Raw genomic sequence first — 22,195 nt, forward strand, 5'->3', positions numbered from 1 at the left:
TGATTTAGCAAAAGTCTTGCCACATCTTATTTATTCTTGTTTATCATTATTATAGAGACAAATCGGCACATTCTGAGCTTGCCCCCGAAAAACGACCCAACACCTAGCGCCCCAGAACCTGTCACCGGCCCGGACCAGCGCCCTGTTTTGATGCATTCTCTGTAACCATTCTGTAATCTTTGCCAAATAGACTTTAATAGCGCTTCAACACACACAAGCAAACCGAAAAAGGTGAGACAGATCATGAGCAAGAAATATTTGGGCTTGGCTTTGGCGATTTCTGCCGCTTCTGCTGCACAGGCCGGAAACGTTACGACCAGCGGCGAAGACCTTGTGATCGATACCGACAGCGGTATCAAAGTGAAAGTGTCGGATAACTCTGCGTCTTTTCAGCTCGGCGGGCGCATTCAGTGGGATTACGACGCCACGCAGTCTGACGACAACGGTGTTGACACTACCGATTTCGATGTGCGCCGGGCACGCCTCTACGCCAAGGGCCACTTTGGCGACTGGGCGTACAAGACCCAGTTCAACGTCGCTGAAAGTGATGGCGCCGACGGCGGTACTGCTGAAGACCTGTACATTCGTTACATGGGATTTGGCTCAGCTGCAACCGTGACTATCGGTAAACAGAAAGAGCCATTCGGCCTGGAAGAATTAACGAGCTCAAAAGACATCTCAGCGCTTGAGCGATCTGCCATGACCGAGCGTTATGCCCCCGGTCGCAGCGGCGGCATCCAGCTCAGCGGCAAAGGCAGCAACTGGACCTACGGTATCGGCTACTTCGAGGCAGGCGGCAATGGCAGCGACGATTTCAATAACACGGCAGTAACCGCACGGGGCACGGTTGCACCGATTCAAACGAACAATATGGTTGTTCATCTTGGTGCGGGTTATACCACGCGTGATGCCGACACTCAGGCCGATGAGGTCGATACGTTTAATCTGGAGCTCGCCGGCGCTTCCGGGCCCTTCCATGCCCAGGCCGAATATTTCGATTCCGAGGAAGGCCAGGTGGATGTTGATGGTTATTACGTACAGCTTGGCTGGATCATCACCGGCGAAAGCCGTCCTTACAAAGCCGGAGCATTCAAGCGGGTAAAACCGGCATCACCCAAAGGGGCCTGGGAAGTTGTTGCCCGCTTTGAGGATGGTGACGGAAAATACAGTGATGTGGGGCTGGCCACGACCGACGGTGAGCAAACAACACTGGGCGTTAACTATTACGCCAACAAGAATGTTCGACTTGGAATGAGCTACATGGATGGCGAAGAAGCCAATGGCGCTAGCGGAGATGAAGTGCGTGCGAGGTTACAATATGCATTTTGACCGCATGGAGGTCGCTTGAATGAGTTTGCGGCTTGATATAGTTCTTGAGAGTTAATGAAATACTCAGGTTTTGGGCAGATATTAATCTGCCCATGCTTTTGTCTGCCCCCCCCCCACCCCGCCCCCCGCTAATAAAGTTCATCTGAGGTTTCTGGTGTACATTGAGGTGGACCCCATCAGTTGGACAGCCTGAAGGTGCAGTTAAGCTCTGATCCGGCTGTATTCCTGAAAAAAGGAGGCCCGTATGGACGGCTTTGCGAGACGTATAAGGTGGTGGCGCGTTGTTCAGCTCTTTTTGCCTGTGAGCCTATGGAGGTACCCCTTGAGAGTCAGGTTCAATCTGACCGATATCAAGGTTGTCGCTGACATTGGCGCCCTAAACTGAACGAGCGACTTATCGATGAAATGTTGACTCCATTCAACCGTTTATACGGCCGCTGAAGGTACCACTAGGATGAAAATGATGCTAACTCCGCTCACTGCCAGGAATGGCCAAAAAAACCAGAAGTCGTTGCTTGTCTTTGCCATTGGTTCGGTTCTGGCCTCTGCCGCAACGCCTGTCCTGTCCATGACCTTTACCGAAGCCTTAACCGGGGGAAAGGTTTCGCTTGATGTTCGTTACCGTTACGAATTTGTGGATCAGGACAACCCTCTTGATCAAGCCCATGCTTCTACCGTTCGAACCCGACTGGGGTACCGGACTGGTGATTTTAAGGGGTTTGAGGTGTTTGCCGAGGCGGAAGATGTGTCCGCTGTGGGGAATGAGAACTACAATAGCACCATCAATGGCATAACCGATCACTCAGTAGTCGCTGATCCGACGGAAACCGAAGTCAACCAAATTTACGTGCGTTACAAAGGTTTTTCGGATACCAGCCTGACCTACGGCCGTCAGCGCTTTGCTCTGGACAATCACCGGTTTATCGGTACGGTTGGCTGGCGCCAGAATGAGCAAACCTTCGATGCCTTTGTCGGCACCAACGAGTCGCTTCCGGACACGAAGATCACAGCGGGCTATCTTTACAATGCTAACCGGGTGTTCTCGGATGCCAGCCCTAATGGCAATTTCCCAATGCAGTCGCCGATTTTCAACGCACAGTATCATGGCTTGGCTGCCGGAACCCTGACCACTTACGGTTATCTTTTCGACTTTACCAACGCAGACGTCAACTCAACCCAGAATTTTGGTTTGCGGTTCGCAGGTGGCACCGATGTATCGGAAGACGCCAGGGTCCTGTACACCCTGGAGTACGCAATCCAGAAAGACTATGCAGACAACCCGCAAAGCTTTGAGGCCGCTTATTGGCTGGCGGAAGTGGGGCTCGCAGTCTACGGCCTGACCTTTAAGGTGGGTATGGAGACTCTGGAGTCGGACGACGGCCGGTCATTCCAGACGCCTCTGGCGACGCTTCACGCGATGAACGGTTGGGCCGACCAGTTCCTGGTCACCCCGGACGATGGCCTGCAGGATCTATACGTATCGGCGGGTGCCTCAGCAAAGGGGGTCAAGTGGCTGGCCGTTTATCATGACTACAGCAGTGACATCAATAGCCTGAGCTATGGCTCCGAGCTGGGGCTGCTGGCTGTCTACCCGATCAACAAGCACTACACGGTGGGTGCCAAGTTCGCCAGCTATGCCGCCGATGGTCGTGGCGTGGATACGGACAAGGCCTGGTTGTGGGGAGAGGTCAAGTTCTGACCTTATCACTGTTGCGGTGAACAGACATTCGCCTGATAGAGGGCGGGTCGCCCCGACCGGGGGTAGACAATCCGAAGGATAAGGGTCGCTGACGAACGCTGCGGTTGAGGAGGTCTCAGGCAGCGTTTGGCTCTTGGAAACGTCGTAAATTTACAGAAATTGATGTGTTAGCTATGCTTTGGATGGAATCTAAACAACAAGGAGAAGCACGATGGGTAAAGCTATTAATGGTAAGTTCGAGAACATGGATCAGGCACGCAATACGCGAGACGATCTTATTGGCAGCGAAATCCCACAGGATGTGATCTTTATTGATAAGGAAGAGCAGACGATCCGGGTGATGTTGCCGCAGGAGGAGGCCGGGGAAGTTTATGAGATCTTCGATCGACACGGCGTCACGTATAAGTGAAGGCTCGTGGCCCTGTGCGTTGGGCTGTTCCTGGGATCACTCCGCAGTGGTCAACGCGCGGCTGCGGTCATGACGCTGATCCAGTCGGCTATGCGGAAAGGGCATGATCCCTATGGGTATCCAAGGGATGTTCTAACCCGACTGCCGACACAGAAGAGCAGCGCCATCGGCGGACGCTTACAACGGAATAAAATAGTGTTGGTCTGTTGGGAACTTATCGGTAGATCGTATGCCTTAATTTGTTAATGTCACAGATTGGTGCTTGAAAGCAGGATGTCCGCAAAGAATCGCCCCACTATTGTTGTGTTGCTGTCACTGCTTTTGGTGTTCAGCGGGCCTGCGTTTGCTTTGCCTTGCCGCCGGGGAACTTCACAAGTTTTACCGATACCGGTTCCCAGCTGATTTTTGCCGCACAGGCGGCCCACTACCAGGATCCCTTCCTGGCTTCTATTACACCCCCTCCAGAACATTACTCCTGAGTCTTAACCGGTTTTTGCCCATCGCGGCAAACTCATTAACGTTAGTTCTTGCAACAAAGTCTCGTCCTTCGGTTCATTCGTAACGGGGCTTTATATGGAGTGAATCAAATGCGCAATTCAAAAACCAGGCTCACCATCACAGCGATTCTTCTGGCCGGAACCATTGGATCCTTCTCTGCATTGGCCCACGAGGACGAAGGAAAAGGCATGAGGGGGATGATGAATATGATGTCTGATATGTCCCCCGAAGACCGTAAAGCCATGACTGAGGCGTGCATGAAAATGATGCAGGGGCATGGAAACGGGCCGGAAGGACGATTATCAGGTCATCGCCTTCAACGCCAACGGCCAGCAGCGTGTGTTCCGCGAACACAAGGATTACTGAGGTCAGCTCTGTGAAAGTGATGCCTTTTCGCCTGAACTCCGCCACGGTGCGGTACTGGCAAGATGCTATGGCGGGCACGGGCCATTATCAATAACGGCAGGTCCAGGGAAGGCATCAAATTCGATTTCTGGGCAATTTGACAGACTCACCGAACTTGGAGGGCTAAATGCCTGATCTTGCAACTTGGGGAATTGCCGCCGCGTTTGCCGGTGGTCTCATATCGTTTTTTTCACCCTGCACGCTACCTCTGGTTCCCGGCTACCTGTCGGTCGTGACTGGAGGTGCCCTGACCGAGGCTTCGAATCGGTTGAAGGCCCTTTGGCTGAGCCTGTGTTTTGTGATGGGGTTCAGTCTGATCTTTATTGCCCTGGGAGCAAGCGCAAGTGCTTTAGGGCAATGGTTGATGGCCTATCGTGAAGAGGCCAACCTGGTGGCCGGCGTGCTCATCGTTCTAATGGGTCTGTTTATGCTGGGCTGGTGGAGCATGCCGGCGTTGCAGCGCGAATGGCGCATTGGACAGTCACTCGAAGGCGGACGTCCCACTGCCGCCTTTCTTCTGGGGATAGCATTTGCCATCGGCTGGACACCCTGTATAGGTCCCATACTCGGGGCTATATTGGCGCTCAGCTCCACCCATGCCAATGCCGAGGCGGGTATGCTTTATCTTGCTGCCTATTCTTTAGGGCTGGCTATCCCGTTCCTTGGCACCGCCCTCTTCATTGAGCACTTTCGACAACGAGTGCGCTGGCTCAGTCGCTGGAGTCGACTGCTGAGAGTGTTTGCAGGCCTGGTACTCGTTGTCATGGGCGTGTTGGTGCTCACCGGTCAGATGACTCTATTCGCCTCGTGGATGTTGTCGACGTTTCCAGTTCTTGGAAGGCTTGGCTGATCCTCTCTAATTCTTTAATTCGTGGGGATCGTTTCAGTGGGTGCTATCCTGACGCAGCCAGTGTAGCTGAGTGTAAAAAGCCTATCCGGCCCTGGGCGCTGAGCGAGTCTGCCGGTGTTCAGGATTACGTGTTAGATGGGATATTCCTGTAAGGAAGGCGAGGCCAGGCTCGACCTCAGTGCCATGCCCGCGGTCATGTTTACCGATCCTCAAGTCGCCACCGTTGGCCTCTCTGAAGCCGAAGCAGTTGCTCGGGGTGCAGGTTGTCGCAGCGGAAGGCGGTGAAATTATCCAAACGGCGGTGATGGCGTTACGAGCAGGTTTGACCGTTCAGGAAATCGGCGATGACTTGTTCCCCTATCTGACCATGGTTGAAGGACTCAAGCTCTGTGCGCAAACGTTCACCAAGGATGTAAAACAGTTGTCATGCTGTGCCGGATAAATCATTTGAACGCGGCTCTGGGGTTTCTTGACCGAGATCACAATCTGATTCGGTTTAAGCCGGTGATTCATTTTGGATTCAGGTAGATATGCTCTGATGATCTGGATGGCGCTTATGCTGGGTGTTCGTCTGCCTGATAAAAGCTCCGGTTGGCCAATTAAGGAAAGGGGACCAAGGAATGAAAAATACCGTCGTGGAGATCCGCGGCTTGCTATCGGCACTGAGTGCCCGGGGCGTGGAGAAACAGTTGTTGAGATTGCCCGGCGTTAAGAAAGCCGAGGTCAACTATGTGGCCGGCAGCGCGACCGTCACCTATGACGAGGCGACGGTGGACCTTGAGGCTATCAAGGCCCGGATACACGAGTGCGGCTATCACTGTTCCGGAGAACAGTTGCCCAGGCACGTTTGCGACCCGGGGGACCCGCCGACCGAAGCCGGGGCTGTGTCCACGCCCGTCCACGATGGCCATGCCTCCCACACCGGCCACGACGATACCGCGCATCCTGCTGAACACGGCGAACATACTGGCGCAAAGGACGAGATGGCTCACGAGATGGGCCACGGCGGCAGCATGGACATGCAGGCAATGGTGCGCGACATGCGCAACCGTTTCTGGGTCTGCCTGATCTTCAGCCTCCCGATTTTCATTTATTCGCCCATGGGTGGGCTGTTCGAACCGCCAGCACCGCCCTTCGGGCTGCGGCTAGACCTATGGTTGCTATTACTGGCAAGCATCGCCGTGCTCTGGCCAAGCTGGCCGTTCTTTGTTGCCGCCTGGCGCGCGCTGAAAAACGGCGTGCTCAACATGGCTGTGCTGGTCGTTCTCTCGGTGGGTACTGGCTACCTGTTCAGCGTCGGTTCCACGCTCTTTTTCCCGGGTGTGCAGTTTTTCGAGGCGGTGGCGGTGCTGCTGGTGTTCATCCTGCTCGGCCATTGGCTGGAGATGCGCGCCCGTGCCGGTGCCTCCGACGCCATCCGCTCGCTGATGGATCTCGCGCCGCCCAAGGCCACGGTGTTGCGTGATGGCCAGGAACGGGAGGTTCCCACCGCTGAGGTTCTGAAGGACGACATCGTCGTGATCCGCCCCGGCAATAAGATTCCGGTGGACGGCGAGGTTCTAGAGGGCGAGTCCCAGGTGGATGAGTCCATGCTCACTGGCGAGTCCATGCCGGTGGAAAAAAAGCCCGGCGATAAGGTGATCGGCGCCACCATTAACAAGAGCGGCAGCTTCAGGTATCGCGCCACCAAGGTAGGTTCCGACACCGCGTTAGCGCAGATCGTCAAGCTGGTGCAGGAGGCGCAGAACTCCAAGGCCCCGGCGCAGCTGCTGGCGGACAAAGCGTCACAGTGGCTGGTGGTGATTGCCATCGTAATCGGCCTGCTCACCTTCGCCGTCTGGTTCTGGTGGATCGGCCAAAGCCTGCTGCTTGCCGTGACCCTGACTATCACCGTGTTCGTGATCGCCTGTCCGGATGCCCTCGGCCTTGCAACGCCCATGGCGGTGATGGTGGGCACCGGCCTCGGCGCCAGGAACGGCATCTTGTTCAAGAATGCCTCTGCACTTGAGGATGCCACCCGGCTGGATATTGTGGTCTTCGACAAGACCGGCACCCTGACCATGGGCGAGCCGCAGGTGGTCGAGGTGGTCGTGGTGGCGGGCAGCACCGAGGAGGCGGTCCTCGCACTGGCGGGGACGGTGGAGCAGGGCTCGGACCATCCTCTGGCCCAGGCGATACAAAGTAAGGCCGAAGGCTTGCAGCTTGATCCGCTGACCGGCTTCACCAACATCGAGGGCAAGGGCGCGCGGGCGGAGATTGGCAGCAAGACCGTGCTGCTCGGCAACCGCCGGCTGATGGACGAAGAGAAGGTCGACATGGCGAGCCTGAAGGACGAGGCCGCGCGTCTGCAGAGCGCGGGCCAGACCGTGGTGCACGTCGCCCAGGACGGGAAGCTGGTCGGCCTTATCGCCATTGCCGATGCGCCGCGCCCCACCGCTACTGCAATGGTCAAAAAGATGCGTGAACGCGGGGTGGAGGTGGCGATGCTCACCGGCGACAACCAGGCCACCGCCGAGCGCATCGCCCGGGAACTCGGCATTGAGATGGTGATCGCCGATGTCCTTCCGGGGCAGAAAGCAGACAAGATCAAGGAGCTCCAGGCTCAGGGCAAGAAGGTTGGCATGGTGGGCGACGGTGTCAATGACGCCCCGGCACTGACCCAGGCGGAGGTGGGTTTCGCCATCGGTGCCGGCACCGATGTGGCTATTGAGAGCGCTGACGTGGTGCTGATGAAGAGCGACCCCTACGATGTGCTGGGAGCCATCGAGCTGTCGCGCGCTACCCTGCGCAAGATGCATCAGAACCTTTTCTGGGCGGTGGGCTATAACGTCATCGCCTTTCCCGCGGCGGCAGGCGTGTTCTATCCGTTGGTGATAAGCCCAGAAGTAGCGGCGCTCGCAATGTCTGGAAGCTCCGCTCTTGTTGCGGTAAATGCACTCCTGTTAAAGCGCACCCAACTGGACGGCTTAGGGTAGACGAACACTTCCAATTGGAAAAATTGATGTTCATCAAGCCCACGCTATTGAGCGACTCTTTTTGCATCTTTTGTTGGGGTTTTTCAGTGTGAATTCAGGCTTATGAGTTTAAGTGGTAGGTAATTGCTGTTTGCTGACATGATTAATGACAACAAGGGGGAACGGGTAAATGGACATCAAAACCTTTGGAGAACTTATTAGCTGGACACGGGATTTGCATGCTCACCTTGCAAGGTGTATGTCACATTGCGCTACGAAGAATGAAGAGGAGCGAGCACGGGCGCTGCTGGACTATCTGGCGACCCATGAATCGGAAATGGAACGTATCGTGAATGAATTCAAGTCGCAGGGCGATTTCAAAGCATTGGAGACAAGGGTCTACGACTACCTGTCTCACCATCCCATTAAGACCCACAGAACCTGCGATGAGCCCTACGCACAGCTGGATTTTGAGGGCATATGCAGAGAAGTATTCGATTTCCATGATCAGATAGAGGACCTTTATCGCACCATGGCCGACAAAGCCGAGATTCCCGAGGCGAAAGAATTACTGCAATCGTTGCTAACCATGGAAGAGAACGAAGCTATGCGATTGGCCAGGCAGATAGGGCGTATGAACGACCTCTGATCAGAACACTGAAATTATTCTTCGACGCAGAAAAGGATGTTGATACATGGTGGCGTCTTCCAGTCAGTTACGGGTTTTCAAGATGGGTATCAATACTCATCAGGAGCCTGTCGTCTACATGCGTGGTGATTGTGATGTGTGCCTTTCAGAAGGATTCGCCGCCAGTTCCAGGGTGGGAATTTCCTCGCAGGGACGTTCCATCATCGCAACTCTCAATATTTCGTCTGATGAAACGGTTCCCAAGGGGTATGCGGGGCTTTCAGATATCGCCATAGAGCGGCTCGGGGTGGCTCAGTCTGACCTGGTTTCAGTACATCATGCGCCCTATATCGAATCCTTGAGTCTGGTTCGTCGGAAAGTATTCGGACACAGCTTGCTTCCGGCTGAGATGGCCCGCATTGTCTCCGATATCTCCGCACACAAATACAGCGATGTCGAAATAGCCTGTTTCCTGAGCGCTTGTGCGGGTGGCAGATTAGGTTTCGATGAGATTGTTGCTTTGACCCAGGCGATGGTGAATTGCGGACAACAGCTCGATTGGCCAGGCGTGGATCGTGTGTTCGACAAACACTGTGTTGGAGGCCTGCCGGGCAACCGGACCACGCCGCTGGTTGTGTCGATCGTCAGCGCAGCAGGCTTAGTAATGCCTAAAACCTCCTCCCGTGCCATCACCTCACCGGCGGGAACAGCGGACACCATGGAAGCGCTGACCAATGTGAGGCTTGGGCTGAACGAGATTCGCCGTGTGGTCAGAGAAACCGGTGCCTGTCTCGCCTGGGGTGGGGCGATGAACCTCAGCCCGGCTGATGACCTGTTGATTCGCATCGAGAGAGCGCTGGACCTTGATGGTGAGGGCCAGCTCGTGGCCTCGGTGCTGTCCAAGAAGATTGCTGCCGGTTCCACCCATGCGGTGATTGATATTCCGGTGGGGGAGACGGCCAAGGTTCGAACGCCCGGCGATGCCGACCGGCTGGCCTCTCTTTTCACAAGCGTTGGGGCGGCCTGTGGGCTGAAGGTACGCTGCATCGCGACAGACGGCAGCAAGCCGGTTGGTGCAGGGATCGGGCCGACAGAGGAGGCCCGTGATGTTTTGGCCGTGTTGCAGGGAAAGCGGGGTGCGCCGGAGGATCTACGGAGCCGCGCCATCATGCTGGCTGGCCATTTGTTCGATCTGGCTGATGGTCGTGGCGTGAAAGAGGGGATGGTCAAAGCAGAACGACTACTTCAAAACGGCTCTGCCTGGGGGCAGTTCAAGCGTATAATAGAGGCTCAGGGAGGGCAGAGGAGCTTAGGTGAAGCCCGTTTTAGGCGCCCAGTTCTGTGCTCGGAATCCGGAACAATCGTGTCTATCGACAATCGTCGGCTTGCCCGTGTCGCCAAGCTGGCAGGTGCACCTGCCAGCTCTACCGCAGGGCTGCGGCTACTGGCGACCGTCGGTGATAGAGTCACTAAGGGAGAGCCTCTCTATGAATTGCTCAGTGACAGTCCGGGGCAGCAGGATTATGCGCTGGCGTTTAACGATATGGGGCCGGCAATCTTCACTGTAAAGCGAGAGGAATGATTGTGGGCATTACTGAAAAAAGTGTGTTGTTCAGCCTTGCTCCCCATCCATTACGGGAAAAACTTTGTGATCGGCTCAATCTGGAGCCGGGAAGTTTGGAGGTGCGGAGGTTCCCTGATGGTGAGTCCTACTTACGTGTGCTCACATCAGTCAAAGGTGCGAACTGCGTAATATTGGCCGACCTAACGCATCCAGACACCAAATACCTTGCTCTCCTGTTTCTCTTTGAAACTCTCCGGGAACTCGGTGCCAGGTCGATTGGGTTGGTGGCGCCCTATCTTTGCTATATGCGCCAGGATCGACGCTTCGAAGAAGGGGAGGCGGTCACTTCCAGGGTGTTTGCCCAGTCTTTGTCTTTACATATCGACTGGCTGATCACCGTTGATCCACATTTGCACAGGTACCAGTCTCTTGACGAAATCTACAGCATACCCACGCAAGTTGTTCAGGGAGCACCGGCGCTGGCGGATTGGCTACGGGGGCAAAACGGTCTGTTGCTGGTAGGTCCGGACGCGGAAAGTGAGCAATGGGTATCAAGTATCGCGCAGGCCAGTAACCATCCTTATGTCATTGGCACCAAGCAGCGTCTGGGTGACCGGCGCGTTGAAGTCACCTTGCCGGATATCTCGGCGTATAACGGCCGGAAAGCCGTCATCATTGATGACGTTATTTCCAGCGGCCGCACCATTGGCGAGTGTGTCAGGGCACTTAAGGCACAAGGCACGGAGGCCATCCTGTGTGCGGCGGTGCATGGCATTTTTGCGGAGGCCTCGGACACCTACCTTCTGGGTACCGGCCTGCAGACGCTGGTGACCACCAACACGGTTCCACACAGCAGCAATGAGATCGATGTCAGCGAGTTGCTGGTGCCGCCGGTCAGGCATTTTCTCAATCAGGTGGAGGATGAGCGCCGATGAACATTACATTTCTGGGTGGCACGGAAACCGTGACCGGCTCCAAGTTCCTGGTTGAAACCGGCCAGACACGTGTATTGGTCGATTGCGGCCTGTTTCAGGGGTACAAGTGGCTGAGAAAGCGCAACCGGCAACCGTTGCCGCTCGATATTGCCTCGCTGGATGCCGTGCTTCTGACCCATGCCCATCTGGATCATTCAGGCTACATCCCCGTGTTGTACAAGCAGGGCTTCCGGGGGGCGGTTTATACCCATCATGCCACCCGAGAGCTATGCAGCATATTGCTGGCCGATAGCGGCCATCTTCAGGAAGAGGAGGCACATTACCTCGGCCGCCATAAGCTGAGCAGGCATGAGAATCCGGAGCCCCTGTATGATCAGGAGGATGCAGAAGCCTGCATGGAGCTGTTTCAGTCGGTGGACTTTCACCAAGTGATCCAGCTCGGTGATATACGCTTTCATCTGCGACCGGTCGGGCACATTCTCGGGGCGGCCTGTGTCATCATCGAGGCGGAAGGTAAACGCGTCGGTTTTTCCGGCGATGTGGGCCGCCTCAATGATATTTTCATGAGGCCACCGGCACCCCTGCCAGCACTCGACATGCTGATGCTGGAATCAACATATGGCGATCGTCGCCACGAAGACGTGGATTTGCCGTCACAATTGGCGGACATCGTCAACGAAACGGTCGACAAAGGGGGCAATATACTGATTCCAGCCTTTGCCGTGGGCAGAGCGCAGGTCTTGCAACATATGCTCACCGACCTGATGAAGGCGGGACGAATTCCAAGGTTGCCAGTTTATCTGGATAGCCCCATGGCGATTGATGTTTCTGAGATTTACTGCCGCTACGAAGATCAGCATCGGTTGAGCAGTTCAGAATGCCACGAAATGTGCAGCACCGTTCATTATAGCCGCAGCGTCCAGGACTCCAAGGCGCTGGCTGATCAGGCCTACCCGCACGTAATTATTGCAGGCAGCGGTATGGCAACGGGCGGTCGCATTCTTCATCACTTCAAGCGTCTCCTCGGCCAGCACCGCACAACCGTTATCTTTGCCGGTTATCAGGCAGGGGGGACACGAGGCGCCAAAATGGTTAATGGAGCGGAAAGGATCAAGATCCACGGCGACTGGATTCCGGTCAAGGCCCGGCTGGAGGTGTTGAGTGGGCTTTCCGGACATGGAGATTTCACAGAGATCGAACAGTGGCTGGCTCAAAGTGACTTAGCCCCCGAAACGCCGATCAACTTGATTCATGGAGACCCTGATGCGCTGGAGGCCATGAAGGATCACTTGCGTCAGAACACCCGGTTTGAGGTGGATGTGGCAGGCTACCAATCCATTTTGCGTCTTTGATGTGAGACCGGGCAAATACCCGGGGTAATCCGGATATTTACGGCGAGGATTTCTAGTAGGCCACCATTAACGTCAGTAGAGTTATCAGGGAGAGATCATGAACGGCTATTCCATTGAGGATTCACATCGAATCCAGCAGCGTGCTGCCCAATACCGGCAGCGTTACCCCCAGTTTGCCAACTGGGCAAAAGGGCGCGGGGTGATCGAACATACCGATTTGACCCAGGTGCGCGTGTTCGACCTGTGCCAGGAACTCGTTTGTGCCGGGCGTTATGACTCGCTCGACGATGCCCTGATTATTTTCGAGGCTGCAGACACCCTCACCAACGCGGCCATGTGGCTGGTAGCCCACATGACTTATGCCAGCAGAGTGGACCTGTCCGGACAGCCGCTGGCGGCGGATGACTTCAAGGAAAATCCTCAGGGGCATACCGGTGGTTCGCTGAACATGGTGCCTGCCTATCTTGGCTACACGGCCGCCAACGCGTTGGCGGGGCTGACCCGTAGCTGGCTGATGGGGCAGGGGCACTGTGTGGCGGCTATCGAAAGCGTCAACATACTGCTCGGCAATCTGCATCCAGAACAGCAGGATCGGTACACGCTCGACGAGGCGGGGCTGTCCCGGCTGGTGAGTGACTTTTACAGCTACGCCGTCACTCCGGATGGCACACCGGGGGTTCCCCTGGGCAGTCACGTCAACCCCCACACTGCCGGCGGGCTGATCGAGGGCGGATACCTGGGCTTTGCGGAACTGCAATACACCCATATGCCGCTGCCGGGGGAGCGTCTGGTCGCGTTTCTCAGTGATGGGGCATTTGAGGAGCAGCGGGGCAGCGACTGGGCAAGCCGCTGGTGGCGAGCCGAGGACTGTGGCCTGGTGACCCCGGTGATGATTGCTAACGGGCGCCGCATTGATCAACGGTCAACCATCTTTCTGCAAGGAGGCACGGACTGGTTCCGGCAACACCTGGAACTCAATGGCTTTTACCCCATACTCATTGATGGCCGCGATCCTGCGGCCTTTATCTGGGGCATCTTCGAGGCCGAATCGAGGCTTCAGGCGTGCAGCGAACAGGTCAGCGCCGGCCACATGAGGTACCCTGTAAAGCTCCCCTATCTGATTGCCGAGACGGTCAAAGGCTATGGTTTCTATGGTGCTGGCTCAAACGCGGCGCATGGTACCCCGCTTCCGGCAATACCGAGATTTGATGAGGTCTCGCGCAGGCACTTTAACGAATCCATTGCCCGTTTGTTTGTGCCCGAGATCGAGATTCACGGCGCCCGCGACGTGCTGGCAACTCACCGGGCAGACGATCGGCCTGCGGAAAAGGATCATCCGCTGAGCTGTCGTGACGTCAAGCTGCAAACTGTGCCCGAACCGGTCTGGTTGCAAACGGCGGTATCAGAGTCGCCCATGGTTGCGATTGATCGGCAGTTTGTTGCCCTTGTAAAGGCCAACCCGGCGCTTCGTATTCGCCTGGGGAACCCGGATGAATTGCGTAGTAATCAGATGAACCAGTCGCTTGACCTTCTGAAGCATCGCACCCTGACGCCCGAGCCCGGCCTTGCGGAATCCCTTCACGGCTCGGTAATCACAGCCCTGAATGAGGAGGCCGTTGTCAGCGCCGCTCTGGGTAATAAGGGAGGTATGAATCTGGTGGTGTCCTACGAAGCGTTTGCCATGAAAATGATTGGCGCTCTTCGGCAGGAAATTATTTTTGCGCGACACCAGAAAAGTCTCGGTCGGCCCGCCCGATGGTTATCCGTGCCGGTCATTGCGACGTCGCACCTCTGGGAAAACGGCAAGAACGAGCAGTCTCATCAGGACCCGGCCTTCGGCGAAGTCCTGATGGGAGAAATGAGTGACACTGCCCGCGTTGTCTATCCTCCCGACTGCAATAGTGCTGTGGCGTGCCTTAACGAGTGTTTTCGAACCCAGGGGCAGTTCTGGGCCATGACGGTTCCCAAGGCAAAACTGCCTGCCGTTTTTGACGGCCGTCAGGCTGTGCAATTGCTCCGGGATGGTGCCATCGCTCTTGGTGAAGCCGGTGATGTGCAGTTGATCGCTGTCGGCGCCTATCAACTCCGGGTTTGCCTTGAGGTTGCCGAAGCGCTGGCTCAGAGAGGGCTTTCGAGTGGTGTGGTCTGCCTTCTCGAGCCCGGTCGATTCCGGAGTCCCCGGGATCCAATCGAGTCAGGACATCAGTCTGGTACTTCTTACAGGGCCGAGCTGTTTCCCCACGATACAAAACTCAGAGTGTTCGTCTGCCATATGCGCCCAGAGGCCTTGCTGGGAATCTGCCGTCCTCTCGATCTCGGGCCCGACCGGACGCTGGCGTTTGGCTATGAAAACCATGGTGGCACCCTGGATACATCGGGGCTGCTGCAGGCCAACAAATGTGATGCCCATTCGATAGTGCAGGCGATCCTGTCAAAAAGTGGCTCCTCAGGCGCTGATAAGGCGACATTGTAGCGATGGAGCGCGAGGATCGACTTACAACAGTCTTTACGGGGAAAAGTAAAGCGTTGGTGATCACCGTACTGATTCTCACACTAAAACAATCCGGGCGGCAACCGATTCAGCTAGCCGCCCCACATACAGGTCAATCATGCTATGAATGAATCGTTCAATCACGCTGGGGCCTGGGGCATCACACTGATCGTTATCGTTCTGGTGTCCTGGTTCTTTTACCGTTATTTCGCGCCGAAAAACTGGCGGGAATGGGCCGGCGCCGGAGTGGTGCAGGCCTTCATCATTGCGCTTTATGCGGAAATGTACGGTTTTCCGCTCACTATTTATCTGTTGGTGCGTTTTTTTGGCCTCGACAGTGAGTATGTCAGCGCCAGCTTGTGGTCGACCCTGGTAGGGCTGGGCGAAACCGGGATGTTGGTCTCAATGTTGCTCGGCTATGCGCTCGCGTTCACCGGGATCGGCCTCTTTATTCAGGGGTGGCGTCAGGTCCACAAGGCGCGAGGTGAAAACCGTTTGGTGAAAGACGGCTTGTATGCGTATGTGCGGCATCCGCAGTATACGGGGCTATTCATCGCTCTGTTTGGAGAAGGTGTGGTGCACTGGCCGACGCTGTTCTCGGTCGGCCTTTTTCCGGTGATCGTGCTTGTCTACACATGGCTGGCTCGGCGTGAGGAACGGCAGGTGCTCAAGGAGTTCGGTGAGGAGTACCGTGCCTACCAGCGGCAGGTGCCGATGTTCATCCCCCGCTGGGGGCGGTGGCGGCAGCTCGCCGCTGCGTCACGAAATAGTAGTGAAAATGATACGGTGTGACGCAGGTATTGGTTTTGCCGGTCGACTGGTTCGCATCAGGCTCGATTCCGTTGAGACGGCGTACAGGAGCGATCATTCCCGGGTGTCTGACTATACTGCGTGGCGCCCCCACATACGGTGCTGGCTCAATCTCATGATATCCGGCCATTGTAAAAACTGACTTGCATCAAGATAAGGGCGGCACGACTGACAATTTCAGTTTCGTTTCAGGTCAAGGGTGTCTAATTGTTAATGTTTTGGATCGATGGCTTTATTCGAAAGCCTTTTCCGGAACAGCTATATACGTCTCTTCATCTAACCCAGAAGGGTGCACCTATGAAAAAACTCCATTTTATCAAGCTGTCGCTTGCGGCCTCCGTACTCGCCAGCGGGACTGCAATCGCAAACGAAGATACTTAGTCAAAAATTGCCAACCTTGAGTCGCAGATGGCGGCACTGCGGGAGGATGTAAAGAGCAACAACCTCGATACGCTGTCCAAGCTGCACATGGCCGGATACGCCAACGTTGATGCCATAGCGGGCTCTGATCGACAGGAAGACGGTTTTACGGCAGCACGATTTGCGCCGATCTTTCATTTTCAGTTTTCCGACAGGGTGCTGTTTGAAGGCGAACTTGAAATCGAGACGAATGCAGACGGTGAAACCGAAATCGCAACAGAATATGCGACCATCGATCTTATCCTGAACGATTACATGGCACTGGTGGCGGGCAAGTTCCTGAGCCCGATCGGCCAGTTCCGCCAGAATATCCACCCAAGCTGGATCAACAAGCTGCCGACCGCGCCCGTGGGCTTTGGTCACGGGGGCGCGGCCCCGCTCTCTGATCTGGGTGTTCAGTTGCGTGGCGGCATCCCGTTGAGCGGGTCGATGCGCGCCAACTATGCGCTTTTTACCTCTAACGGCCCGACGCTGCTTGTCGATGGGCATGGTGATGAGGTTGAGCTGGAAATGGAAACCGAAGCTGCTTCATCGAATGCCGATGGCAATTTTGTCTACGGTGGCCGCATAGGCTTCCTGCCAGTGCCCGCCCTGGAGCTGGGCCTGTCCGGCGCCCTGGGCAAGGTCGGCGTGGCCGAGGGGCACGCAGTGTCTGAGCTGGCGGCGGGAGAGCCGGACCGTGACTACACCGTTCTGGGTGCGGACGCCGTTTACAACCTTGACACCCTGCAGCTGCGCGGTGAATTCATCCAGCAGACCGTGGGAAGCGAAGCCGGCAGCACAATTGCTGATGGTGAGGTGACCGGGGAACTTGACTTTACAGCCTGGTATGCGCAGGCGGCCTACCGGCTGCCGGATACCAAGTGGGAAGGTGTTGCCCGCATAGGTGACCTGGACACCCCGAATGCCGATGGAAACCGCTCCCAGTGGTCCGTTGGGGTGAATTACCTGTTCGCAAACCACGTTATCATCAAGGCGGCCTACACCGTGGACGATTACGACGACAACGCTATCGACGATGACGAGCGCTTCAACATTCAGTTGGCTTACGGCTTTTAAGAGGGTATTAACATGAAACTAATGAACCGCAACCTCATCAGCAATGCTGCACTCATGGCCGCGCTTTTCATCGGTGGCGCAGGTTCAGCCGCTGCCCAGGACGCCGACGACCCCATGGCGTTCGTCCGGGGCGCCCAGTCATGGGCTGACAGCTGCGCACGGTGCCATAACATGCGCGACCCGGCCGAGTTCCGTGACGATGTCTGGGAGCCAACCGTGCTTCACATGCGCATCCGAGCGGGCTTAACCGGGCAGGAAACAAGGGATATCCTGACCTTCCTCCAGAAAGCCAATGATCCGGCAGATAATAAGGGGGAGAATAAATGAAACGATCATCTTTTCTGGTCGCCAGCCTGGTCGCCGGGAGCTTTGCCTACTCAGGCGGAGCCGCGGCTCAGGCGGACAGCGTGGAAGCCGGCGAAAAGCTCTATAACTCCACCTGCGTTGCCTGCCATGGCGCAGACGGAAAGGGCAAGCTGCCCGGCGTTCCTGACTTCACAAAGAGCGATGGCCGGCTGACCAAGAGTGACGATGTATTGGTTACCAATATCATGGAGGGTTTCAAGAGCCCCGGCTCATCCATGGCGATGCCCGCCAAGGGTGGCATCAGCTCATTGACCAAGGAGCAGGCGGGAGCCATCGTTCAATACATGCGCCAGGCCTTTGCCAGCAATTAGTAGTTGAAGTAGGGCAACTCGAAACTCCTTGTTGCCCTACTTCTTAGCATGCGTCGTTATCGCAGAACAGCTCATACAGAACTTCTATGATCCGGCGCGCCTCCTCTCCCGCCAGGGAGTAGTGTATGGTCCGCGCTTCGCGGCGCGCAGATACCAGGCCGTCCTTGCGCAGCAGGGCGAGTTGCTGGGAGACGGCCGCCTGGCGCATCTCCAGTGCATCCGCAAGTTCGCTCACCGCCTGCTCGCCGTCGACCAGTTGGCAGAGGATCATCAGCCGGCTCCGCCCGGAGAGGGCCTTTAGCAGATTGGTGGCCTGATCCGCCGCTTCCGACATCTGATTTTTATTCATACATTCATAGCTCTGCAATCGTGAACATGTTAGGCTTGGTTCAGATGATCGGCTGCTCTTGGCCAGGTAGTCAAGTGTTGCCCGTCGTCGTCTGGCAGGCCCCGGCTCTCCATGGTCCGGCACGTGGCCATGCCAGGTATTGTGTACGGGTGCTTTCAGTGCAGCCAGCGCAGTGCGCAATCTGCTGAAAGTGCCGGAACGCGCTACTATAACAGGAGGGGCATATGTCTATCGACCGCCTTGTACTCGCCTTCGCAGGATCTTTCATTCTTGTAAGTCTGGCTCTCTCCCAGCTCCACTCACCTTACTGGTTGTGGTTCACCGCGTTTGTGGGCGCCAACATGCTGCAGGCTGCCTTCAGCGGATTCTGCCCTCTGGCGAAGATCCTCAAGGCCCTGGGCAAGAAGCCCGGCGCCGCCTTCGACTGACTTGCGGAGGCACTGTAAATGTCTGAAAACACCGAGAGTTCGTGGCTACAGTTCGCCACTGACCGTCCTCGACTGACCGTTTGGGCCATGGTGGTTGCCACGCTGGCGCTGGTGGCGCTGGCGGCGCTGCCAAGCGTCTGGCCCGAGCGGTTTGGTCTGCTTAATCCGCTGACCATCGATACCGACCCCGAGAACATGCTCTCTTCCGACGAACCCGTGCGCGTTTTCCACGACGACATGAAGGAGCAATTCTCGCTTTATGACATGGTCGTGGTGGGTGTGGTCAACGAAAGCAACCCTGACGGGGTATTCAATGTCGGTTCGCTGCGGCGCATCTATGAGCTGACGGAGTATGCCAGTACGCTCAGGTGGCCCGATCCGGACAACCCGGGCCGGCAGGAGGGCGTGGTTGAGGAGGATATGCTCGCGCTCTCGCGGGTCGACAACATTGAGCAAGAGGGGGTCGGCTCGGTTCGTTTCAGCTGGCTCATGCCAGAGCCGCCGGATACCCGCAACCAGGCGCTCGCTATTCTTGAGCGGGCGCAACGCATTCCGCTGTTCGACAATACCCTGGTCAGCGCCGATGGTAAGGCAGTCGCCCTTTACCTGCCGCTGACCAGCAAGGACATGAGTTACCGGGTCCGCGAAGCCCTGCTTGACAAAGTCGCTGGCTGGAAGGATACCGGCGATCAGGTCTACATCACCGGGCTGCCCGTGGCGGAGGACACGTTCGGTGTGCAGATGTTCTATCAGATGGCGATCTCGGCGCCACTGGCAATGCTGGTCATCTTCCTGGCGATGTGGTGGTTCTTCCGCCACATCCGGCTCATTACCTCGGCGATGATCGTGGCGATGGTGGCGGCCGCGAGCACCATGGCGCTGCTGGTGATCAGCGGCAGCACCGTCCACATCATGAGCTCGATGATCCCCGTATTCATCATGCCCATTGCGGTGCTGGACGCGGTGCATATCCTCTCGGAATTCTTCGACCGCTATCCCCTGCATCGTGACCGCCACCGGGCCATCCGGGAGGTTATGGGGATACTGTTCAAACCGATGCTGTTCACCACCCTGACGACGATGGCGGGGTTTGCCTCACTGGCACTCACCCCGATCCCGCCCGTTCAGGTGTTCGGCATCTTTATCGCGATTGGTGTGTTCCTGGCCTGGTTGTGCACGGTGACCTTCATTCCGGCTTACATCATGCTGATGCCGGAGCGGCGGCTCACCGGCTTCGGTCACGCCGCCGGGGACCCGGACCAGGATACGGTCATGGGGCGCTGGCTGCGTCGCCTCGGCGAGGGCGTGGTCAGCCACGCCAGGGCGGTGCTGGTGGTTACCATGGTCGTGGTGGTGGCCGCCGGTTATGGCATCAGCCTGATCCGCATCAACGATAACCCGGTCAAGTGGTTCGAGCCCGAGCACCCCATCCGGGTGGCAGACCGGGTGCTCAACGAACATTTCGGCGGCACCTACATGGCCTATCTGGCGCTGGTTCCGGAGGGGGATAACGCGGCCCAGGACAACCAGATCTTCAAACGCCCCGAAGTCCTGCGCTACATCGCCAGGTTGCAGCAGCGGCTGGGCGAGACCGGCGTGGTCGGCAAGTCCAACTCCGTCGCCGATCTGGTCAAAACCGTTCACCGCGAACTGCTGGGCGGCGATGCCGGAGCCTTTCGCATTCCGGACAGTCCGGCGGCGGTTGCGCAGACCCTGCTCACCTACCAGAATGGCCACCGCCCCCAGGATCTCTGGCACTTCGTTACCCCCGACTACCGCCGTGCCAGCATCTGGGTTCAGCTTACCAGTGGCGACAACCGGGATATGAGCCGGGTGGTTCAGGCGCTCGACGACTTCATCGCGGCCAACCCTCCGCCTGCGTCGATCCAGGCACGCTGGTTTGGTCTTAACTATATCAATGTGGTCTGGCAGGACAAAATGGTCAGCGGCATGGCCATGGCCCTGTTCGGCAGTTTCGTGGTCGTGCTCCTGCTGATGGCCTTATTGTTCCGCTCTTTGCTCTGGGGACTGTTGTGCATGATTCCCCTGACTGTGACCATCGGGGCCATCTACGGTCTGATCGGTATCATCGGCAAGAACTACGATATGCCGGTCGCCGTGCTGAGCGCCCTGAGTCTGGGACTCGCCGTGGACTACGCCATCCACTTCCTGGCCCGCGCCCGCGCCACCCAGGCTGAGACAGGCTCCTGGCGTCGCTCGGTGGCGCCGATGTTCGGCGAGCCGGCACGGGCGATAACCCGCAACGCCATCGTGCTTGGCGTTGGTTTCCTGCCGCTGCTGGCCGCACCGCTCGTGCCCTACCAGACGGTGGGGGTATTTATCGCGGCCATTCTGTTGACCGCCGGCCTGAGCACACTGCTGATCCTGCCGGCACTGGTAACCCTGCTGCAACGATGGCTGTTTCCCGGTGCCCGCAGGGCCGCCCCGAATCCGCAAAACCAAGAGGAAGGCGTGCAATGAGTAGATACTGGCCTGTTACCCTGTTCCAAAAGCTGGCCCTGGTGGTGATCGCTCTGGGCATCACGCCCATTGCCCTGGCCCAGGATGCCGGCGCTGCGCCCTCGGTGGAGCGCATTGTCAACCGTGCCAATATGGTCTCCTACTTTCAGGGCCGTGATGGCCGCGCCAGGGTCGCCATGAGCATCACCGACCGCCAGGGCCGTACCCGCAGTCGCGAGCTTACCATTTTGCGGCGGGACGGCCCGGAGACAGATGCCATTGAGGGGAGCGCCTATCGTGGCGAGCAGAAGTACTATGTCTATTTCCGGCGGCCGGCGGATGTGAGCCAGATGACGCTGCTGGTGTGGAAACACCAGGACCGGGACGACGACCGTTGGCTGTACCTGCCGGCGCTGGATCTGGTTAAGCGAATTGCCGCTTCCGACAAACGCACCAGCTTCGTTGGCTCGGATTTCTTTTACGAGGATATCTCCGGGCGCAGTATTGATGCCGACAGCCATGAGCTGATTGAAACCACGGACAACTACTACGTAGTGCGCAACAAACCCAAGAGGCCCGGGGAGGTTGAGTTCGCCTACTACGATGTCTATATTCACAAGCAGTCGTTCCTGCCGGTTCGCACCGAGTATGTCGACGACAGTGGCAACCTCTACCGGCGTTACACCGCGCTGGCGGTGGAGAAGGTGCAGGGTTACCCCACGGTCGTCAAGGCGAGGATGGAGAACCTGCGCAGCGGCGGCACCACGGAGCTGACCTACACTGGCATTGACTATGACCTGAGCCTGCCGGAAGACGTGTTTTCGGAGCGGTATCTGCGCCGGGCACCGAGGGAGTACTTGCAGTGACCACCGGTGCAC

The 22,195-nt window shown here is 57.0% G+C and carries 18 protein-coding genes and 2 pseudogenes; 19 read left to right on the top strand and 1 reads right to left on the bottom strand.

The window, feature by feature from the left end:
- The first annotated feature begins 243 nt into the window (after positions 1-243).
- From ACP86_RS11715 to ACP86_RS11785, 16 genes and pseudogenes are all read left to right on the top strand, one after another.
- Positions 244-1,329 carry an OprO/OprP family phosphate-selective porin gene (locus ACP86_RS11715; protein ID WP_053113984.1) on the top strand — a complete coding sequence of 362 codons (1,086 nt, stop codon included), beginning with the start codon at positions 244-246 and terminating at the stop codon, positions 1,327-1,329.
- Between the two features lie 454 nt (positions 1,330-1,783).
- On the top strand, positions 1,784-3,028 hold the full coding sequence (locus tag ACP86_RS11720) for an alginate export family protein (RefSeq protein WP_050898258.1): 1,245 nt from the start codon (positions 1,784-1,786) through the stop codon (positions 3,026-3,028).
- Between the two features lie 211 nt (positions 3,029-3,239).
- The gene (locus ACP86_RS11725) at positions 3,240-3,437 is read left to right on the top strand and encodes a hypothetical protein (protein WP_008171269.1); all 198 of its coding nucleotides are present in this window, start codon (positions 3,240-3,242) and stop codon (positions 3,435-3,437) included.
- 24 nt (positions 3,438-3,461) lie between these two features.
- A pseudogene (locus ACP86_RS23240) lies at positions 3,462-3,683 on the top strand (transposase domain-containing protein); the annotation flags it as partial.
- A 784-nt stretch (positions 3,684-4,467) separates the two neighbouring features.
- Positions 4,468-5,190 (top strand): cytochrome c biogenesis CcdA family protein, encoded by a 723-nt coding sequence (locus ACP86_RS11730; RefSeq protein ID WP_008171265.1) that lies wholly within the window; start codon positions 4,468-4,470, stop codon positions 5,188-5,190.
- 156 nt (positions 5,191-5,346) lie between these two features.
- Positions 5,347-5,632, top strand: a pseudogene (locus tag ACP86_RS11735) (mercuric reductase); the annotation flags it as partial.
- A 178-nt stretch (positions 5,633-5,810) separates the two neighbouring features.
- Positions 5,811-8,165: a heavy metal translocating P-type ATPase gene (locus tag ACP86_RS11740; RefSeq protein WP_053113986.1), complete on the top strand. Its 2,355-nt coding sequence runs from the start codon at positions 5,811-5,813 to the stop codon at positions 8,163-8,165.
- A gap of 169 nt (positions 8,166-8,334) precedes the next feature.
- Positions 8,335-8,793, top strand: coding sequence for a hypothetical protein (locus ACP86_RS11745; RefSeq protein WP_008171259.1), 459 nt, complete (start codon positions 8,335-8,337; stop codon positions 8,791-8,793).
- Positions 8,794-8,839: 46 nt separating this feature from the next.
- Positions 8,840-10,354, top strand: a complete 1,515-nt coding sequence (locus ACP86_RS11750; protein WP_053113988.1) for a thymidine phosphorylase family protein — start codon at positions 8,840-8,842, stop codon at positions 10,352-10,354.
- Positions 10,351-11,271, top strand: coding sequence for a ribose-phosphate diphosphokinase (locus ACP86_RS11755; protein ID WP_008171255.1), 921 nt, complete (start codon positions 10,351-10,353; stop codon positions 11,269-11,271). Before ACP86_RS11750 ends, ACP86_RS11755 begins: the two co-directional genes overlap by 4 nt.
- Positions 11,268-12,623: an MBL fold metallo-hydrolase gene (locus tag ACP86_RS11760; RefSeq protein WP_053113990.1), complete on the top strand. Its 1,356-nt coding sequence runs from the start codon at positions 11,268-11,270 to the stop codon at positions 12,621-12,623. Before ACP86_RS11755 ends, ACP86_RS11760 begins: the two co-directional genes overlap by 4 nt.
- A gap of 97 nt (positions 12,624-12,720) precedes the next feature.
- Positions 12,721-15,096: a xylulose 5-phosphate 3-epimerase gene (locus tag ACP86_RS11765; protein ID WP_053113992.1), complete on the top strand. Its 2,376-nt coding sequence runs from the start codon at positions 12,721-12,723 to the stop codon at positions 15,094-15,096.
- Between the two features lie 141 nt (positions 15,097-15,237).
- Complete coding sequence (locus ACP86_RS11770) at positions 15,238-15,906, top strand: methyltransferase family protein (protein WP_053113994.1); 669 nt, start codon at positions 15,238-15,240, stop codon at positions 15,904-15,906.
- 426 nt (positions 15,907-16,332) lie between these two features.
- Positions 16,333-17,403, top strand: a complete 1,071-nt coding sequence (locus ACP86_RS11775; RefSeq protein WP_227507704.1) for a porin — start codon at positions 16,333-16,335, stop codon at positions 17,401-17,403.
- Between the two features lie 12 nt (positions 17,404-17,415).
- A complete protein-coding gene (locus ACP86_RS11780; protein ID WP_053113995.1) occupies positions 17,416-17,730 on the top strand; it encodes a hypothetical protein in 315 nt (104 codons plus the stop codon).
- The gene (locus ACP86_RS11785; RefSeq protein WP_053113997.1) at positions 17,727-18,080 is read left to right on the top strand and encodes a c-type cytochrome; all 354 of its coding nucleotides are present in this window, start codon (positions 17,727-17,729) and stop codon (positions 18,078-18,080) included. The genes ACP86_RS11780 and ACP86_RS11785 overlap by 4 nt, the downstream gene beginning before the upstream one ends.
- A gap of 43 nt (positions 18,081-18,123) precedes the next feature.
- On the opposite strand, the gene ACP86_RS11790 is transcribed toward ACP86_RS11785, so the two are convergent.
- Positions 18,124-18,429 carry an ArsR/SmtB family transcription factor gene (locus ACP86_RS11790; RefSeq protein ID WP_008170014.1) on the bottom strand — a complete coding sequence of 102 codons (306 nt, stop codon included), beginning with the start codon at positions 18,427-18,429 and terminating at the stop codon, positions 18,124-18,126.
- A 224-nt stretch (positions 18,430-18,653) separates the two neighbouring features.
- Here ACP86_RS11790 and ACP86_RS11795 point away from each other — a divergent pair, with 224 nt between their 5' ends.
- The 3 genes from ACP86_RS11795 to ACP86_RS11805 are packed head-to-tail and all read left to right on the top strand — an operon-like array spanning position 18,654 to position 22,183.
- Positions 18,654-18,857 carry a DUF2892 domain-containing protein gene (locus ACP86_RS11795; protein WP_053113999.1) on the top strand — a complete coding sequence of 68 codons (204 nt, stop codon included), beginning with the start codon at positions 18,654-18,656 and terminating at the stop codon, positions 18,855-18,857.
- Positions 18,858-18,875: 18 nt separating this feature from the next.
- Positions 18,876-21,338, top strand: coding sequence for an efflux RND transporter permease subunit (locus tag ACP86_RS11800; protein WP_053114001.1), 2,463 nt, complete (start codon positions 18,876-18,878; stop codon positions 21,336-21,338).
- The gene (locus ACP86_RS11805) at positions 21,335-22,183 is read left to right on the top strand and encodes an outer membrane lipoprotein-sorting protein (protein ID WP_053114002.1); all 849 of its coding nucleotides are present in this window, start codon (positions 21,335-21,337) and stop codon (positions 22,181-22,183) included. The genes ACP86_RS11800 and ACP86_RS11805 overlap by 4 nt, the downstream gene beginning before the upstream one ends.
- Positions 22,184-22,195 lie beyond the last annotated feature (12 nt).

Source organism: Marinobacter sp. CP1 (genome assembly GCF_001266795.1).
GTDB classification, from domain to species: domain Bacteria; phylum Pseudomonadota; class Gammaproteobacteria; order Pseudomonadales; family Oleiphilaceae; genus Marinobacter; species Marinobacter flavimaris.

What these genes read in the sequence shown, in the direction of transcription:
- ACP86_RS11725 (WP_008171269.1), top strand. Translation starts at nt 3,240, where the DNA reads ATGGGTAAAGCTATTAATGGTAAGTTCGAGAACATGGATCAGGCACGC.
- ACP86_RS11755 (WP_008171255.1), top strand. Translation starts at nt 10,351, where the DNA reads ATGATTGTGGGCATTACTGAAAAAAGTGTGTTGTTCAGCCTTGCTCCC.
- ACP86_RS11770 (WP_053113994.1), top strand. Translation starts at nt 15,238, where the DNA reads ATGAATGAATCGTTCAATCACGCTGGGGCCTGGGGCATCACACTGATC.
- ACP86_RS11795 (WP_053113999.1), top strand. Translation starts at nt 18,654, where the DNA reads ATGTCTATCGACCGCCTTGTACTCGCCTTCGCAGGATCTTTCATTCTT.
- ACP86_RS11775 (WP_227507704.1), top strand. Translation starts at nt 16,333, where the DNA reads ATGGCGGCACTGCGGGAGGATGTAAAGAGCAACAACCTCGATACGCTG.
- ACP86_RS11730 (WP_008171265.1), top strand. Translation starts at nt 4,468, where the DNA reads ATGCCTGATCTTGCAACTTGGGGAATTGCCGCCGCGTTTGCCGGTGGT.
- ACP86_RS11785 (WP_053113997.1), top strand. Translation starts at nt 17,727, where the DNA reads ATGAAACGATCATCTTTTCTGGTCGCCAGCCTGGTCGCCGGGAGCTTT.
- ACP86_RS11790 (WP_008170014.1), bottom strand. Translation starts at nt 18,429, where the DNA reads ATGAATAAAAATCAGATGTCGGAAGCGGCGGATCAGGCCACCAATCTG.
- ACP86_RS11805 (WP_053114002.1), top strand. Translation starts at nt 21,335, where the DNA reads ATGAGTAGATACTGGCCTGTTACCCTGTTCCAAAAGCTGGCCCTGGTG.
- ACP86_RS11760 (WP_053113990.1), top strand. Translation starts at nt 11,268, where the DNA reads ATGAACATTACATTTCTGGGTGGCACGGAAACCGTGACCGGCTCCAAG.
- ACP86_RS11715 (WP_053113984.1), top strand. Translation starts at nt 244, where the DNA reads ATGAGCAAGAAATATTTGGGCTTGGCTTTGGCGATTTCTGCCGCTTCT.
- ACP86_RS11745 (WP_008171259.1), top strand. Translation starts at nt 8,335, where the DNA reads ATGGACATCAAAACCTTTGGAGAACTTATTAGCTGGACACGGGATTTG.
- ACP86_RS11780 (WP_053113995.1), top strand. Translation starts at nt 17,416, where the DNA reads ATGAAACTAATGAACCGCAACCTCATCAGCAATGCTGCACTCATGGCC.
- ACP86_RS11765 (WP_053113992.1), top strand. Translation starts at nt 12,721, where the DNA reads ATGAACGGCTATTCCATTGAGGATTCACATCGAATCCAGCAGCGTGCT.
- ACP86_RS11750 (WP_053113988.1), top strand. Translation starts at nt 8,840, where the DNA reads ATGGTGGCGTCTTCCAGTCAGTTACGGGTTTTCAAGATGGGTATCAAT.
- ACP86_RS11720 (WP_050898258.1), top strand. Translation starts at nt 1,784, where the DNA reads ATGAAAATGATGCTAACTCCGCTCACTGCCAGGAATGGCCAAAAAAAC.
- ACP86_RS11800 (WP_053114001.1), top strand. Translation starts at nt 18,876, where the DNA reads ATGTCTGAAAACACCGAGAGTTCGTGGCTACAGTTCGCCACTGACCGT.
- ACP86_RS11740 (WP_053113986.1), top strand. Translation starts at nt 5,811, where the DNA reads ATGAAAAATACCGTCGTGGAGATCCGCGGCTTGCTATCGGCACTGAGT.